The following is a 17,757-nucleotide window of genomic DNA, read 5'->3' as shown; positions in this document are numbered from 1 at the left end:
AACTTTTGATTAAATTATCGTTTAATGATTTTGTGATATAGCTCATAAGCTACACCGTTGTTATCGTTATTAAATTTTGTAATGTATCTAGCTAATAATTTAGCGCTTGAAATCCCGTTCTTCATTGCATAACCAAATCTAGCTTTTTGTAACATTTCAATATCATTCTCACCATCACCAAAAGTGAAAATGAATTCTTTAGGAATCCCGTAATAACTACTAAGATAATCTAAAGCATTACCTTTGTTAGCATAAACAGTATTAACTTCTATAATATCACCAGAAATTGGTAAAGATCATCTTCTAACAACGAAAGTGCTAAAACATTCCTTTAATTGGAATATAACTTCATCAATGTTATTAGGGTTTTTAATTTGTAACAAAATAGTATTTGGATCTTGTCTTAAGTTAGCTAACTTATCCTTACCAAAAGAACAACTATCCATACCATCAATATGGAAACATTTCAAGAATTCTTCATATTCTTTAGGACTATTAGGTTTATTCATAATATAAGTCCCTTCATTATTTTCCACGATAATGTTATCAACTAATTTAACAATCGAGGTTTTATTTAATAAGTTGGTTACTAAAGATTTAGAAAAACTTAAATTAATTTCCTTAAAATAACGATCATTTGGATGTCAAATATACGAACCATTAAGATTAGCCATAACCGTATTCAAACCTAATTCATTGTAAATATCGATTGACGCTCTTGATGGTCTCCCTGTAGCAATACAGAAATAATGACCAAGCTTTTTTAAAGTTTTAACTGCAATAATTGTTTCTCTTGACAACTTCCCCTGACTATTTAAAAGAGTTCCATCTAAATCTGATATAACTAAAAATTTCTTATTATTAATCATTACACCACCATTCCTAGTTTTTTATAAACATTTAATAAAGTTGCTTGCGCGATTGGTAATAAATTTTCCTTACCTTTCATTAATACTTTTTTTACATCTTCATCCGAAATATTTTTAATATTAGTTTGAATAGTTCCTAATATGTTTCAGATGATTTCAAATAATTCTTCTTTAAAATCCTTATATGATTTATTGTGATAGCGATTTATGACATCCTCTACTAACACTTCGCTTGATTTGTTAAATAACTTAGTGCGCAATTCATTATTTAAATGATCATTAATTGATGCATAATAGATACCAACTAAGTTTGAGATCTCTGGTTGAGTTTTATAATCAAAACCAACAGTATTTAAATTATCGGTTTTAGCTGATTTAATTTTATTAAAAACATCTTCTTTAGAATCATCTAAATTAATAATCCCTTTTTTAGATAAAGCTGATTTAGACATTTTTTTGTTAGGATTAGCTAGATCCATAATTCTAGCTCCTACTTTAGCGATAATTGGTTCTGGTACCTTAAACAATTCACCATACTTATTATTCATTCTTATCGCTATATTTCTAGTAAGCTCGATATGTTGCTTTTGATCATCACCAACACAAACATAATCTGCGTTGTATAACAAAATATCGGCCGCCATTAAAGTTGGATAAGTTAATAACCCTGTGGGAATCTTAATTGTTTGATTATTTTGAACAAATTTTTGTTTTTTATCTTTATATTGGGTCATTCTTTCTAATTCACCCATTGTGGTGTGACACAACAAAACATGGCCTAGTGCTGGATGTTCGTTAATATCTGATTGTAAAAATATATTATTTTTACTTACATCAAGACCGCTAGCTAAATATATTTTTACTAGATCAATTATGTTTTGTCTTCCTTGAAAACGATCAAAATCAACGGTAATTGTGTGCAAATTCGCAACAAACAAATTTAATTGATATTGATTTTGTAAACTTAGATTTTTCGAAATTGAACCTAAGTAGTTTCCTAAATGTAATGAACCTGTTGATTGAATTCCTGAGATTATCTTATTCATTATTGTGACTATAATATTAAGATATATTATAAAAATATAATATATAAATATATTAAAAGATCGAGTAAGATAATTCTTTATACTATGTCAGATATTACAAACAACCAACAAGATAATATAGTGTTATTTATTACAGCTTCATGTATTGGCTGCACTAGAGTCAGAAGATTCTTTAAAGAAAACAATATTAACCATAAGGAAATAAATTTTTATAAGAATCCGATTGATGAAAAGTATTTTAAAGACATCTTATCATTAACTGAAAAAGGTGTGTTTGATATTATTTCGACACGATCTAAATACTTACAAAACAATAAGGTGAATATTGATGAATTAACAATAAGTCAACTTATTGATTTAGTTCATGAACATCCATCTATTCTTAAGCGTCCGATAATACTTCAATATGATAAGTCAGGTATTCCTAAGCGATTAATGATTGGGTATAACTCAACCGATATCAAGGTATTCTTAAGAGATGTTGCTGATGTTAAGGCTTATTATTTAGATGAATACTGATTTGATGAACAAAGTTCATTAAATACAAAAAAAGAAGATGAATAAAAAATATTGCCTAATTTCTTCGTTAGCTGATAAAGCAACAAGTCTAGAACCATTAATTAAAAAAGTATTAGATAAGAAATTAATAGAAACAAAAGATCCTGAACAAGCAGATTACTTATTTATTAATGGTGGTGATGGTACTTTTATAAAACATGCCATAAAACACGATAGGCAAGGATTAAAGATCATCGGAATCAATGGTGGGACTTTAGGATTTTATACAACTTTTAACGAAAATAATTTTGAAAGCATTATTGATTGTATTGATGATTTAGAATACACCAATCTAGATTTTATTAGGTTAAGGATTGATAATGAATACTATAATGCCTTAAATGAGTTTAATATCAATTCAACCACTGCTTATGGTTATGATATTTACATAAACAATGAATTCTATCAGAAATTCAGAGGGACAGGATTACTAATTTCGACCAGAACAGGTTCTACTGGAATTAATAAGTCTGCTAATGGTGCCATCTTATTTCCTGGTATTAATGCACTACAAATCGTAGAAATGAATCCGTTACTACATTCTAGTTTTATGACAGTTCAATCACCTATTATTTTGCCAATTAATGTCAAGATAAGAATTGAAATTAAAGAAAACTACTGTGATGGTGATGCTTGCCCAAGGATTATTGCTGATGGTACAGTGATTAAAAAAGGTTTAAGCTCTACATTAATAGAGTTTGATGTTATCAAATCTAAAGCTGAATTTATTTTTGCTAATGATCTCAAGAGTTTTATTCAAAGATTACAAAAAACATTTATAAGCTAGCAAATAACAATTTTTTTAAAAACCTAATTAAAAATTTTATAATCACAAAACGATTAAAAGATTAATTAATTGTTTAATTAATTACTAATTGCTTATATTAAAAAAATAATGAACAGACATACTTGAATTTTTTTAAACATTATTACATTAGGAATTTTAAAGCTTGTAGCTACTAAGAGGGCTAAGAAGATTTCAAGTAAGGTTAATCATGAGTTAATAAAGTCAGACAAGTTACCTTTTAGTTTAAATGACTTTATTGAAATTCTAGGAAAGATTGAAAACATCAAGAGTTCAGAATCTACATTAAACATGATAAAGATTAATGTAGAAGATAAGAGCAAGGTTGATCAGGATAAGTTAAAGAACAAGTTAAAGTTCAAAGGAATTATGTGAGCTAACACTAATCTGTCATTAGTATGTGGTGATTATGCTAGCAGTTTATCTGAGCAAATTAATGCTAAGATAAAGTTGAATTAAAGTTCTTAACTAATCCTTAAATAAGAATAAAAGATTCTTATATAAAAATATACCTGGCTTAATTTAAAATAATTAAGCCATTTTTTACAAAAACAATTAAATTTAAAAACAGACAATGAATAATTTAAATACAAACGAACAAAATAATGGATTAAAAAATGCTCCGCAATCAAAAAAAATTGGATTTTTTTCAGGAATTGGGATTGCGATTGGATCATCAATTGGTGCAGGTATCTTTTTTAAAGCTCAAGCAGTTTTGCAAAATTCACAATTTTCTTTAGTGTTTGCAATATTTTGTTGGCTATTTGCTGCTTTTTCTGTGATTTCGATGGCATTAGCGTTAATCGAAATTTCAAGTGGTAGAAATGATAATTTATCTATCATTGGATGATGTCAAACATTTACCAATCGATATGTTTATAAAAGTTGTAAAAACTTTATGGTGTATATTTATGTACCTTTAACATATTTTTTTATGCCACTTTATTTTATTTCATCTATTCAAGATGGGATTAAAGCTCTTAATGATAGTTATAATGGACTAGGAACTCAAAATGACTGAGCTATTATGATGTTAGCATCTCTTGGTGTATCTAGTTATTTCATTATTGTTACTGGGCTTAGCTCAAGAGCTGGCAATGTCCAAAACATTATTATTTCATTGGTTAAATTCTTACCTCTAGCTTTTGCAATTATTCTTGGTTTTGTAATTTTTACTAAAAATAACTATCTACCTATAAACGATAAAATTTCGGCAGGTTTTCAAAAAAACGACACAACTGATTTAGCTGCTAAATATAGTTTTAACAATTTATCTCCTGGGTTTGGAATGTTTATTGCTGTAGGCGGTATTTATTTTGCGTATGATGGTTTTTATTATGCTGCTGGTATTCAATCTGAAATGAAAAAACCAGAAAAAACACCATTAGCATTATTAATAGGATTAGCTTTTGTTACTTTAGTTTATTTATTAATGGCTGTTGCTATGTCATTAGGTTCAGAAGATGGTTCACCATTTGGATTTGAATCATTCTTTAAAAAGAATAATTTAGTTCCATTATATGTTGCGTTTCAAGTAACTATTGGAGTTGGTATTTTAGGGATTATCAACGGATTGAGTTTATGAGCTAATCGTTTTATAGAAGATTTAATTAAACAAGGCGAATTACCGTTTAGTATGAAATTAATTAACAAAATTTCATCTAAAAACGCATTAGTAGGACTAAAATACAATTTAGTTATAGCAGTTCCGGTTATTATTATCGCTAGTTTGATTGGAGGATTAGGTTATATTGATAGCGGTTATTCTGATTCTGATTATGGAACAGGAGTTGGAAAAATTTATAGCTTTGCTGATTTAATGGGGAATTGAACATCAGTAATAGCTTTTGGGTATATCGTTATTACATTGTTTGGCGGTTTATCTAATCGCAAAACTAATAGAGTAAAAGTTATTAAATCTAAATTGTTTATTCCTTCTTCAATCTGTGCTATTGTTACGATGTTAGTAACTGTAGGATTAACATTCTTCCAACCTTTTGCTGATTTATTTTTACTATATAACATTCCATTAACTGATGAATATAAATCAGTATATATATCAAGAATAATGACTGTAGTTGTGCTATTTATTTATTTAGCAATTATGTTTATTCCAGTTATTATTGAAGATCGAAAACTAATTAAAAAATACGGTTCAATTCAAAAAGGTGAGATTGCAAAACTAAGAATAAAAGCTAAAGTTAAAAATACCACTTTTAAAGAAGAATTATTAGATTATATTGAAACTTCAAAAATCATTAAATTAAATGACGAATTAAAAGAAGCGTTAATGGAAGTTGGTGAAAATAACTTTATTTAAAGGTTTGCAAAACTAAATAACAATTAAATTAAGAAATTAAAACATTAAGATAATGTTATTGTTTTTTTCTATTTAATTATTATTAAGATATAACAAGTTAATATGAATTTATTTGATATATAAGTTTATTGATAATCTTTATTAGGATCTAATTCTAATGTTTTTTGTCATAAAAACTATGTTTATTTAAACAATGATAAAAACTAAATATCTATTAAAAATATTCGGTTTATTAACTGTTTATTCTTTCTTGGGATTAATTGCTGTTAGCTGTAGAAGTGTAAAAAGAATTGAGTATTTAGATTCTTCAAACGGATCATATAACCCTTCTAAAATGGATTTTAATGAATCTAACAATCCGTTGATTATTGGAATTAAAAAAGAATTAGACTTAGTATTAAACAATAAGCGAGCTATACTTGATTCTTATGCTGATTATTCTAAAATTCGATCAGAATTAGAAAAAGCATATACTGCAGCCGAAGTAGCTAGTAGCTCTAATAACGTATCAGTTAAGGAATTAGATGATGCTAGAAAAATTTTAGAATTTGCATTAACTAAAGCTGAACAAGATAAAGATAATTTTGACAAACAACACCAAAACTTAGTTTTTGTTTATAAAAATCTTAAGGATAACCTAAGTAATAGAATTAGAATTTTATCTTCATTAAACGAAGATAAATATTTTGGTATAAAAGACGTTCTGGAAAAATATTATTTAAAAGCTCAAAAAATTATAAATGATTCAGTTGATGCAGATGATTTAACCGAAGATAAAATTAATGATATTAATTTAAAAATAACAAATATTACATCGGACTTAGACTCTAAAAAAACTAATATTGACGAATATTCTGAATTTAAAAAATTTGTTATTCAAAACCAAAATTTTAATGGTTCATTTATAAAAAATGATACAAACAATGAAGAAATAGTTACATATATCACTAGTATTGCTAATAATAATTGAAAATACGCTAAAAGAAAAATACAAAATGTTAACAATAATGATTTATCAAAAATCACAGATGTTAGCTGAATTTATGATTTAAGAGCTCAAAATTCTAGTAATGCTTCTTATGATTTAATTTTTGATTATTATGGTGGTAGTAATGCAACATTATGATTTCCTTATAAAACTTATTCATCAAATCAAAATATAAACAATTTAGGGTTGCAATATAAATTAAATGATAATCAAATAACTGATATATCTTCATTAATATCTAATGCAACAATTAATGAAATTAAAGTTGCTGAAATCAACCTAACAGGATTAAATTTTGGTAATAACAAAATCTCATTTAGCGTTCCTCAAAGTAAAGAAAACCCGATGATTGGTAATTTCTTTATAACTTTATCAAATGATGAAGAGTATAGAAATAAAGTTTATGACGCAATATTTGGAACAGAAAAAAATTCTTTAAATGAAAATGAGGTTGTTGTTAATTTCGTAAAAGGGTATGGTATTGCTAAAAAAGTGAATATGTATCAAACACTTTTTACCAAACGTACATCGCCAATTAATGATATGGGCGATTCAACAGATCAATATGTTCTTGGATATTTAGGAAATGTGACAGGAGCTGGTGATAATAACAATGTTAAATTTTATACTTTTTATGTAAACATACCTAAAACAGGTAGATATAATATAAGCGGAATTATTAATACCAGAGATAGGAGAGGAATTTATTTTTGAAAAGACAGATTCGAAAACAATCAAAATCATGCTAAGTTTATCAACTTAACTTCTTTTAATAATTGAGATAAATTAAAAACATTCGATAGTAACGATGGTGATGGTTCTACGTCGACAAGTTTGCAATTAACCAAAGGATTAAATAAAATTATAGTTTCAGGTGATTCTAGAAACAGAGATGCACCTAATTTAGGAAATATCAAATTTACATTGAAAGATTAGTGAATATTTTTATAAAAAACCTTAATAAACTTCTTTTTTATAAAAGAATATGATTGGTTTTTAATGGATAAGTTAAGTTAATAAATTTTTTTATAACTACTATTTGTTATCATTTGAATTTATTATTTTATTTAAAACAGTAAGTTTTACTAACTTACTATAGATTTTTATATAAATTAATTTTTAAGTATTATTAGGTTAATGGATATTAGCGTTGCAATTAGTTATGTTAAGAATTTAGACAATAAAGAAGAAATAAAAGTATACGTTGACACTTTTAATGTTAATTCATTTTGTTTAGTTGATAAAATGGTAAAGGAATTAAAGAATAATAAGTGTTATTCGGGCTACCTTCATCTAGCAAAGCGCAGTATTTATTTTTATATTTTTTGTATAAACAATAAATTGTCTTAACCAAAATAAACTGTTGCTACCAGTTATAATAATACTTTTAATAACCACACACACACATATATATATATATATATGATAGACAATAACAATTAATTGTCTTAATTTAGATATATTGTAAGAAGAATATATCTATATTAGATGTTTTCTAATTTTGATAAGCTTATGAATAAATTCGATTCAAGAGAGAGAGGTTTGTAAAATTAATACTTTTACACCTCTATAGATATCTTTTAACGATTTTAATTAATAAATAAAAGTCTATATAAGCTTTTTAACAAAATGTTTGAAAATAAATACATAAATAAAATAATTCTTAATGATTTTTCTTGACAACAAACTTGATTCAATTATTAGACTTTAAAGAATCTAAAACCAAAATAAAGTAACTAATTATTTAATATTTCTTAAAATAACTTACGATAAATCTAATGATTCTAACAATTTCTATAATTTAATATTTTAGAATCATTCATCTTTTAGTTTCTCAATTAGATCAAACACGGATTTCAACCACAACAAAAAAATAAACTCTTATAGTGAAACTAAGAGTTTATTTTTTACAAAATTGACTCAAATATAAATTAGCTATAATCAATTATTGAATCATATCGGCGTTATCAGATCAATTACTAGAATCTACAGATGCTTCTGCGTTTTTTCTTAGTAGCTTTTGTAGATTTTGAGTTTCTTCTTGAGTCTGTAATTCAAAGGGGATTTGAATTACAGATTTGCCAAATTTACTTGATAAAACTTCTACTTTCATATCATGCGCTTTAGCAAATACTTCGATTTGTTGTTGTATCAAAGCGTTGTTAAATTCAAGTAATTGGATGATTCTTTCTTCATTTGTTGGTTCGCTTGATTTTTTATCTTCTACTAATCCTTTAGCAATCTCTTTGCGTTTCTTGAAATCTTTAACGATTTCATTAATATAGTAGACAATAAACAAAACAGATACAAGAATTATGTTGATGATTACAAAACTGATGATAGCAGCAAAAAACTTGCCAATATAAATTCCATCAACCTGTCATTTTTGCAGGTCACTAACATTATATAGTTTAGCTATAGCTGCAATAATCACATCATTAGCTAGTGAAGCTATTACAGCATTAAAGCTAGTTCCTAGCAATAGACCTATTGCTAGCATAAAAATGTTTCCTCGCTTAACTACTTTAGTGGCATTCGCTATAGCAGACTTGGCTCTTGAGATGTGTTTTTCTTTCTGAATCATTATAACTTCATTTCAATAAATTTACACTCATCTAAAGATTTCTTATTCTTAGACGAATTATTTTCAAAATTAATAGGGATCAATTCGCATTCATCTAAAGTTTTCTTCTTAAGATTAACTTTAGATGAATCGTCTATATTTTTATCATATTTATCTTTATTTTTCTTTTTTTCTTTTTGGTTTTGTTCGGAACGTTTTTCCATTTCTGATAAAAAAGAACCAGCAATAATCCCTGAAGGAATTGCTACTATAGCAATTGCTAATAAAGAAATAAAACTAACAATAACTCTGGATATTGGAGCGTGTGGTGAGAAATCGCCATAACCTACAGTTGTAAGGGTGATTGTTGTGAAGTAAAAAGCTTCAGGGAAGCTTTGGATGTATCCGTTGGCTAATGAATTAAAATTAGCTAGATCAGTCTCATCTAAGTATTTGATAGCAGCAACTACTTGTTCTTCGGTTACTTTGTTAATAGCTTCTTCATATTGACCTGATCCTTCAGTAAATGTAGATAATTTGTTAAATATATTAAATTCAGGATGGCTAGAATACTTATTACTTATATTAGCTAGAAAAATAGCATGGTTCCGCAATAAGTATACTGTCTCTTGAGATCAGATAATTATCGCAAAGAGAATAATTAAAACAATAATAATAAAGAACACTGATGTAAGTAGTTTTCTTTGATGAACAAAAACTCCAGTGATCGCTCCGAATGGTTTAAATAAACTTAGAACCATAAACAGACGAATTACTCTTACTAATCCAAGGGATTGAAAAGTAGCAAAGAGTAATTCGTTATTAGCATCAAAGTTATTAATAAAAAATTTAATTGCTTGACCAGACGATAGGAGACATAAAATAATAACAATACTATTAAAAGTAAAGATATATTTAAGTAATGACTTTAAATAAGAAATCTTAGTTTGTTTGATAACAAATTTATATGTAATAGCATGCGATATTCAATCCACTATAAAAACAAAAAAAGTAATAATCAAAGATACCTTAGCAAAAGTCGCAAAAGCATCTTTACTATTTGCTTGAGGGCTAATTACTAATGTTACGAAAGTAACTAAACAAGCAAATACGATGATTAATGCGTAAATACCTCTTAAAACCTTAATTCTCTTCGAATATTTTATTAGGTTATCATCGATTTCTGATTGCGATCAAAAAACGATTGACAATATTTTCATTAATTTATAGTGATCGATTTTAAAATTATTAATTTTCAAATCCATAAAATATATTATAAAAATATCAATTTTTATTAAAGTTGTAGTTTTAGCTTAATAATTTTAATTATTAATACTAGCATTTAGATATTTTTGATAAGATTAATATATTAATAGATGATATTAATTTTTTGTAATTAGTATATCTGAGTATTAATCGTATTAATCAAATAAGTATTAATTAAATCAAAGATTGCATATAAAAGAAAATATGAAAACCAAGAAGTTAATAAAAATAATAAGCGGTTTTTTATTTACCGTTCAAACAAGCTTATTGATCTCTTCTTGCAATAGTTCGATAAATATTACCAATCCACCGTCTAATAAAGATAGACAAGAAAACGGAGTTAATTTAAATCCAATTATTCCTTCTAATCCTGATGGTAACATTGACTCAGACAGTTCTACACCTAATCAACGATTAAGAGATTATGTTAATAGAATTGATCAATCTTTTTTTAATGTAGTTGATGCTAATTCGAAAAAAGAATTAGATAGAGTGAACACTAAACCAGATGCAGTAGTTCCTGATAATTTTTCATTATCTTTAACTAATGAGTTAGCTCAAGGATGAGATGTTAGAGTCAATATTGTAGATCGCAATAATGTTAATGGGACTATTGACATAAAAGTATCATTTTCTAAACAAGGTGAGAATGATATTAATTCTAACGATATTCAATTTTCAGGTTTTAAATCATTAGGAACAGCGATAGCTTCTAAATTACTTAAAAGAGTTAAATTAAAGGATGGATCTAATCAAGAGGTTACAGTTGTAGATGTTGGTAATACAAACTTCAATACATTAAGAGTACTTAATGAACCGGTAATTTTAAATAAATCTAATAATGCGAATGTAACAATTATTGGTAATGTATCTTCTAGTGATGGTTACATACCATTATCATCTACTAAACTCGTTCAAAGTGGAAACACTGTATATACAAATGGTTTTTATGGCTCGTTCTTAAATGCTAATGCTTCAGCTTTAAATGAAATAAAACAAGAATTTAAAATTGATGATATTTACATTGATGGTCAAGCTAATTTAGAGAAACTTTATAGAGTTGGTAATCAAGATCATGGAGCGATTTATTATTATTTAACATCAAGACCGGATAAACCTTTAACAATCAAATCGATATCTCAACCAGATTTAGCAATTAAAGTTCCAGCAATAATATCTCAAAATATAATCCCAGATGATATAGATATTTCTATATCATCAGTGAATTTGGAAGGTGTTCATTTTGATAAAAACAAGCAATTATATAATCAAGCTTATATTGATGCGATTAATGACATAAATAATGATGCTGCTATATCTACATATTCATATGATCCTGTTAGAGATATAATTAAAGTTCAATTAGAAAACAATAAGGATTATTTGATTAAGGCTATTAAAATTCCTTATATTCCGCCTAATAATAACGATAAGATATTCTTTAAGGTAAGATATATATTTGATGGCACAAAAATAAATACAGATATTTTTACAGCGAAGATTAGAGCAGAGAAAATTTTATCTAGAAAGAATATATATAGAAAAGTATTAACGAGTGATGAGCTTGCTGGAACTAGAGCCAATCTATCAAATTACCATGAGTCTAGACGTGAAATGGTTGATAATGCTTCTAGTTGATTCTGGGGGTGAGATATAGATATAAACGGTTCAGCTAATTCGGATAACGGTAGAGGAGTTAATGTTTTAGTTAATAATCCAAAAACTCCTGTTAGTCAATATCCTAACGGAATGAAGAATTTGGAATTAGATGAATCAGAACCAATTAATTCTAATTACAAAGAAGCTACCAACTATTTATTATTAGGAAGAATATCATATAAACTGGCTAATGGTTATTATGGATATTATTGACCTAATAAATTAACAATTCTTCATATTCAAAGTCCTGATAGTTAGAATCACTTAATAACAGATTAAATTTTCATAAAAAAGCATAAAAAAAGATTGAATTTTGATAAACAAATTCAATCTTTTTATTTGTTAAAAATATTAATTGTTATTGGTTATTAAAATAAATAACCAATAATGCTAATTAAGAATTAGACTTTTTAGTTAAGTCTCAAGTTATATCTTGTAAATTATAGTTAAAATTAACTATATTATCGCCAGAAAGGTACAGACTTAAAGTGGCGTTAAAGTCAGCTTTAAGTTTATTGTTATCTAATCTAATATTTGTTATCCTATTGATTTTTAAAATTAGTCTTTCTATAAAAATTAAGATATCATTGTGACTTCTTCCAGTCATTAATGCGCTATATTGATTTGAATATTTTTGATCTTGAGTTCCTAGTTTTTGACCTTTAAATCAAATTTCAAAGTAGTTATTAGGTATAAAGTTATTTTCTCTTCGATCATCAAAGTTTCCGTTTAAAAATACTATGTTTCCAATAAGTCTATCTAAACTAGGATTATCATCAACAATAATTTCATAATTCTTGCTATCTATATTTTTGTCTTTTAATCGTTTAATTTCATTTCTAATTCAACTTTTATTTTCGATTCCTAAATTAGTTATTACAAAATCATGATTTAGGGAATCTAAATTGTTTCCGGTAAGCTGCTTAAATCCTTCTATTGTAAATTCTTTAATAGATGAAACGTAAATATCTGAATAACGATCGTTTTCTGCTCTTAAATCTATACTAAATTTTAATGTTCCCTTGATATCATCGGCAACAATATTTTTTGGATTAATACGTATTGGTAAATTAAAGTTTTCTCCAGCCATATTGTTGTTTTCAGGTAATGCCACAAAAATACTAGGTTCAAATAATTCTTTATTAAACTTAGCTGCATAAAAAGATGGGTATAATGAAGTATTATTGGTTTTTTTAATAGTTGCCGTTGATATTAAATAATTCAGTTGTTCTTGAATATTGAAACTATCTAAAGAAAAATTATTAGAAAAACCTCTATTACTTCTGTATAAAGTTACTTGCTTTTCAGTTTTTTGATTTTCGTTTAAGACAAATGCTTTAGCTGTTATTTCTAAATCTAAGTAATATCTCCTATTTTCGTTGATTAACTTAAATTTATTTATAGTGTATCTTGAACTATCTTTAAATAAATCTTGAAGTAAAAAACTTGAGTTATTAACATCGTTTGAAATATAAAACGGATCAATAGCATCTAGTAATTGATTCATTTCATATCTAGAAACTATCTCAGGAGTTACCTTATTTTTGTAATAATAATTATTTTTCAATTGAAAAATACTAGTAACTCTACATTGAGCTAACGCTTTAAAGCCTGTAATCGCTAATTGAAAGTTGTCATTATTTTTTGTAACATTCGCTTGAAAATTACCTAAAGTATCATCATAAGAAATATTTTCAAATTTGATATTTGTATTTTTAGATAATTCATCGATTATTTGACTAGGTAAAAACGCATTATTTATATTATTGAAATCATCTATATTATGCAAATTTGTCGAAAATTTCAAACCATTATGATGAATATTTTTAAATACTTTTGGTTGGTTATTGTCGGATGATTGTGAATCATTTACTTCAGACGATTCTTCGTTATTTGAACTAGAATTTTCGTTATTTTTATCTAAATTTTCTGAACTATTTTGATTAGTATTATCACCTTCATTAACTGAATCATTATTATTGCTATCCTGTTCTGTTTTATTTGTTTTATCTGTAGAAGGGCTAATAGAGTCATTATTTTCTTTTTTATCGTCAGACAATTTAATTTCTTCTTTTTTCTCTTCTTCTACTGCTTCTTGACTAGTTTTACAAGATGAAAGGGATAAACTGCTTGATATTGGTAAAAGTAAATTTATAAGTGATAATAAGGTTTTTTTATAAGTTTTTTTCTTCATAAACAAAAATATTATATATTTTTGATTGTTTTTAAACAAATTAAAAATAAGTTCTTATTGATAACCCTAAAAACCTATATAAATGTTATCTGCTTATTTCTGTTATAAGACATAGCAAATAATATTGGAAATACGATTAATAAATCGAATATTAAATAAGTTTAAAATTATCACTATAAGCAGTTTTATTTTGTTTTTATCAAGCACACTCTTTAATTTGATATTTACAAAAAATACGGTAAATTTAATATATTTATAAAAATATATACAAATTTATTACGGTTAAGAACTAATTATTTTTGCTTGTTTTTCTTTAGCTAATGTTTTGAAATAAACGCTTATTTCAAATATAGCTGGAATAATGCCAATCATAGTTGGTAAATAAAACAATCCAAATCTTCACAAGAAAATGGTGTCATTAATATCAGATTGAACCAATTCGCTATTAAAGTATTCAATTAGATTAGGGTTTAATAACGATTTATTAACTAATGATGTGAAATAAAGTTCTAGTGTAAATTGAATAGTACCCTCGCCTCCAGGGATAGGTATAAAGTTATTAGCTGTTACTGATACATTACTAAAATTAAATACATCAATAAATTTATATGCACTAGCTAATTTAGAATCTAATATCGATAAAGAAAAATACACTGAACTATATTGAAAAATGACTAAACTACCAGTAAATAGTATTTGAAAAACAACAATTCAATAACGCTTAAATTCTTTAATAAAAGCATGTTTTTGTTTAATGTATTGAATGCGTTTATCTTCATTTAATTCTTTGAGTTTTAAAAACTTTCTAATTTTGTTTACTAATTTATAAACGAACAAGTGAAATTTAACACTAAAGACAGCAGTTGCAAAAGTTGAAAAAATGCAAAAATCAACAATCATTCCGCAGAATGAAAATCAGTAAGCTATCAAACCTTTATCTGATTGAACTAATAAATTATATTTAGTTGATATATAAATAAAACTTGGTCAAGTAACAATAATCTGAACAAATGATCAATAAATAGCTGTAGTACCAACAATTGTTATTGCGTCAGATAACTTAACTTTATTTTTAACCAATCAATACACTTTGTATGGTTCAGCGCCGCTAGCAAAAGGAGTAACATTATTTATTAATGTACTTACCAATGCGTATACTAACCATTCATATCATTTAGCTTTAATACTATAGTTTCTAGCAATTACATACACTGTTAAAAATTGTCACAAAAATCCATAGCACATGCAACTGAATATTAAGATAATAAACAAGTTTTGTCTTTGATTCACCGGATTTTGTAATATACTAAAAACCTTTGAAAAATTTGTGTTCTTTAGAAAGATAACAGTTAATATTGCGATTAATAAAACAATACAGCTAACTGCTGTAATACCAATCCTTTTTATATTTACCTTATTTTTGTTAATATTTTCGTTCAACATTAATTGATCTTCTATGTATTACATATTATATATATTGATATATAAGAAATGCAATAAGATCGTAATAACTAAAATAAATTAGCAATCTTATTGTAAAAGTGCTAATTTTTTATTATAATCTTATACATATAACTAAAACCAAATAATTGGAATCAACTAATCGAAAGGATTAAATTAAGAATGTCTGATAATAACAACGGATTAATTATTGGTATTGACTTAGGAACAACCAACTCTTGTGTATGTGTAATGGAAGGTACACAAAAGACTGTAATTGAAAACCCTGAAGGTAAAAGAACTACTCCATCTGTAGTTTCTTACAAGAATGGTGAAATTATTGTTGGTGATGCTGCTAAACGTCAAATGCTAACAAACCCTAACACTATCGTTTCTATTAAACGTTTAATGGGTACTAGCAAAAAAGTTAAAATCAACGATAAAGGTGTAGAAAAAGAATTATCTCCAGAAGAAGTTTCTGCTAGCATCTTAAGTTATCTTAAAGATTTTGCTGAAAAGAAAACTGGGCAAAAAATTACAAGAGCTGTAATTACTGTTCCAGCTTATTTCAACGACGCAGAACGTCAAGCAACTAAAACAGCTGGTAAGATCGCTGGTTTAAACGTAGAAAGAATTATTAACGAACCTACAGCTGCTGCTTTAGCTTACGGTATCGATAAAGGTGATCGTGAAATGAAGGTTCTTGTGTATGACCTTGGGGGTGGTACATTCGACGTTTCATTACTTGATATTGCTGATGGTACTTTCGAAGTTATGGCTACTGCTGGTGATAACAGACTTGGTGGTGATGACTGAGATAACAAGATTATTGAATGAATCATTGAACAAATCAAGAAAGATCACCCATCATTAGACCTTAAGTCTGATAAGATGGCTATGCAAAGATTAAAAGAAGCTGCTGAAAGAGCTAAAATTGAATTATCAGCTCAATTAGAAGCAATCATCTCATTACCATTTATCGCAGTTACTCCTGAAGGTCCAGTTAACGCTGAATTAACTTTATCTAGATCTAAGTTCGAAGAATTCACTAAAGATTTAGTTGAAAGAACTAGAAACCCAATCGCTGACGTATTAAAAGAAGCTAAAGTTGAACCTAGCCAAATTGATGAAATTCTTTTAGTTGGTGGTTCTACAAGAATGCCAGCTGTTCAAAAACTAGTTGAATCTATGATTCCTGGTAAATCTCCTAACCGTACAATTAACCCAGACGAAGTAGTTGCTCTAGGTGCTGCTGTACAAGGTGGGGTTTTACGTGGGGATGTTAAAGATATCTTATTATTAGACGTAACTCCTTTAACATTAGCTATTGAAACTTTAGGTGGTGTTGCTACTCCAATTATTAAGAGAAACACAACTATTCCAGTTTCAAAATCACAAATTTTCTCAACAGCTCAAGATAACCAAGAATCAGTTGACGTTTCAATCTACCAAGGTGAACGTCCAATGGCTAGAGAAAATAAATCATTAGGTACATTCTCTCTAGGAGGTATTCAACCAGCTCCTAAAGGTAAGCCACAAATTGAAATTACTTTCAACATCGATGCTAACGGTATCTTAAACGTTAAAGCTAAAGACTTAACAACTGGTAAAGAAAACAGTATTACAATCTCTAACTCAAGTGAATTAGATGAAAACGAAATCCAAAGAATGATTCGTGATGCTGAAGCAAACAAAGAACGTGACGCTATTGTTAAACAAAGAATTGAAATGCGTTACGAAGGTGAAGGTATCGTGAATACAATCAATGAAATTCTTGGATCTAAAGAAGCTGAAGCTCTACCTGCTGAAGAAAAAGCAAGTCTTACTAAGATTGTTGACGGTATTAACAGTGCTCTTAAAACTGAAAAATGAGACGAACTTAAGACACAAATCGACGGATTCAAAAAATGACGTGATGATATGTCTAAGAAATATGGTGGCGGAGAAGGTGGAGAAAGCAAATAGTATTTGCTAACCAAACCAACTAAAACATGTAGGCAACTAAACCTACATGTTTTTTTTATTACGTTGTCAATGCAGCTATATTTC

Annotated in this window: 13 protein-coding genes; 7 read left to right on the top strand and 6 right to left on the bottom strand. The window is 27.0% G+C overall.

What is annotated here, in order from left to right; all coding sequences use genetic code 4:
* Window positions 1-14: 14 nt before the first annotated feature.
* A complete protein-coding gene (locus NMG77_RS02885; protein WP_255045712.1) occupies window positions 15-869 on the bottom strand; it encodes a Cof-type HAD-IIB family hydrolase in 855 nt (284 codons plus the stop codon).
* On the bottom strand, window positions 869-1,915 hold the full coding sequence (gene trpS / locus NMG77_RS02880) for a tryptophan--tRNA ligase (protein WP_255045711.1): 1,047 nt from the start codon (window positions 1,913-1,915) through the stop codon (window positions 869-871). Before trpS ends, NMG77_RS02885 begins: the two co-directional genes overlap by 1 nt.
* 84 nt (window positions 1,916-1,999) lie before the next feature.
* On the opposite strand from trpS, the gene NMG77_RS02875 reads away from it, so the two are divergent.
* From NMG77_RS02875 to NMG77_RS02855, 5 genes are all read left to right on the top strand, one after another.
* Window positions 2,000-2,479: a Spx/MgsR family RNA polymerase-binding regulatory protein gene (locus NMG77_RS02875; RefSeq protein ID WP_255034461.1), complete on the top strand. Its 480-nt coding sequence runs from the start codon at window positions 2,000-2,002 to the stop codon at window positions 2,477-2,479.
* Window positions 2,472-3,260 (top strand): NAD(+) kinase, encoded by a 789-nt coding sequence (locus tag NMG77_RS02870; RefSeq protein ID WP_255045709.1) that lies wholly within the window; start codon window positions 2,472-2,474, stop codon window positions 3,258-3,260. Before NMG77_RS02875 ends, NMG77_RS02870 begins: the two co-directional genes overlap by 8 nt.
* A 108-nt stretch (window positions 3,261-3,368) precedes the next feature.
* Window positions 3,369-3,737 carry a PTS sugar transporter subunit IIA gene (locus tag NMG77_RS02865; protein WP_255034459.1) on the top strand — a complete coding sequence of 123 codons (369 nt, stop codon included), beginning with the start codon at window positions 3,369-3,371 and terminating at the stop codon, window positions 3,735-3,737.
* A 115-nt stretch (window positions 3,738-3,852) separates the two neighbouring features.
* Window positions 3,853-5,598, top strand: a complete 1,746-nt coding sequence (locus NMG77_RS02860) for an APC family permease (RefSeq protein ID WP_255034458.1) — start codon at window positions 3,853-3,855, stop codon at window positions 5,596-5,598.
* A gap of 193 nt (window positions 5,599-5,791) precedes the next feature.
* Window positions 5,792-7,522, top strand: a complete 1,731-nt coding sequence (locus NMG77_RS02855; RefSeq protein WP_255045708.1) for a hypothetical protein — start codon at window positions 5,792-5,794, stop codon at window positions 7,520-7,522.
* A gap of 1,009 nt (window positions 7,523-8,531) precedes the next feature.
* Here NMG77_RS02855 and NMG77_RS02850 read toward each other — a convergent pair.
* Both NMG77_RS02850 and NMG77_RS02845 read right to left on the bottom strand, forming a co-directional pair.
* Window positions 8,532-9,170, bottom strand: a complete 639-nt coding sequence (locus NMG77_RS02850) for an MscL family protein (protein WP_255045707.1) — start codon at window positions 9,168-9,170, stop codon at window positions 8,532-8,534.
* On the bottom strand, window positions 9,170-10,369 hold the full coding sequence (locus NMG77_RS02845) for a potassium channel family protein (protein ID WP_255045705.1): 1,200 nt from the start codon (window positions 10,367-10,369) through the stop codon (window positions 9,170-9,172). The genes NMG77_RS02850 and NMG77_RS02845 overlap by 1 nt, the downstream gene beginning before the upstream one ends.
* Before the next feature lie 250 nt (window positions 10,370-10,619).
* On the opposite strand from NMG77_RS02845, the gene NMG77_RS02840 reads away from it, so the two are divergent.
* Window positions 10,620-12,332: a hypothetical protein gene (locus NMG77_RS02840; RefSeq protein ID WP_255045704.1), complete on the top strand. Its 1,713-nt coding sequence runs from the start codon at window positions 10,620-10,622 to the stop codon at window positions 12,330-12,332.
* 136 nt (window positions 12,333-12,468) lie between these two features.
* Here NMG77_RS02840 and NMG77_RS02835 read toward each other — a convergent pair whose 3' ends face one another.
* Together NMG77_RS02835 and NMG77_RS02830 are read right to left on the bottom strand one after the other, a co-directional pair.
* A complete protein-coding gene (locus tag NMG77_RS02835) occupies window positions 12,469-14,268 on the bottom strand; it encodes a hypothetical protein (RefSeq protein WP_255045702.1) in 1,800 nt (599 codons plus the stop codon).
* A gap of 282 nt (window positions 14,269-14,550) precedes the next feature.
* The gene (locus tag NMG77_RS02830) at window positions 14,551-15,711 is read right to left on the bottom strand and encodes a lysylphosphatidylglycerol synthase transmembrane domain-containing protein (RefSeq protein ID WP_255045701.1); all 1,161 of its coding nucleotides are present in this window, start codon (window positions 15,709-15,711) and stop codon (window positions 14,551-14,553) included.
* A gap of 180 nt (window positions 15,712-15,891) precedes the next feature.
* Here NMG77_RS02830 and dnaK point away from each other — a divergent pair, with 180 nt between their 5' ends.
* On the top strand, window positions 15,892-17,673 hold the full coding sequence (gene dnaK / locus NMG77_RS02825) for a molecular chaperone DnaK (RefSeq protein WP_255034451.1): 1,782 nt from the start codon (window positions 15,892-15,894) through the stop codon (window positions 17,671-17,673).
* Window positions 17,674-17,757 lie beyond the last annotated feature (84 nt).

The sequence above is a fragment of the Mycoplasma bradburyae genome (assembly GCF_024339025.1).
GTDB lineage: Bacteria > Bacillota_I > Bacilli_A > Mycoplasmatales > Mycoplasmoidaceae > Mycoplasmoides > Mycoplasmoides bradburyae.
This window is presented reverse-complemented; position numbering and strand designations above follow the sequence as displayed.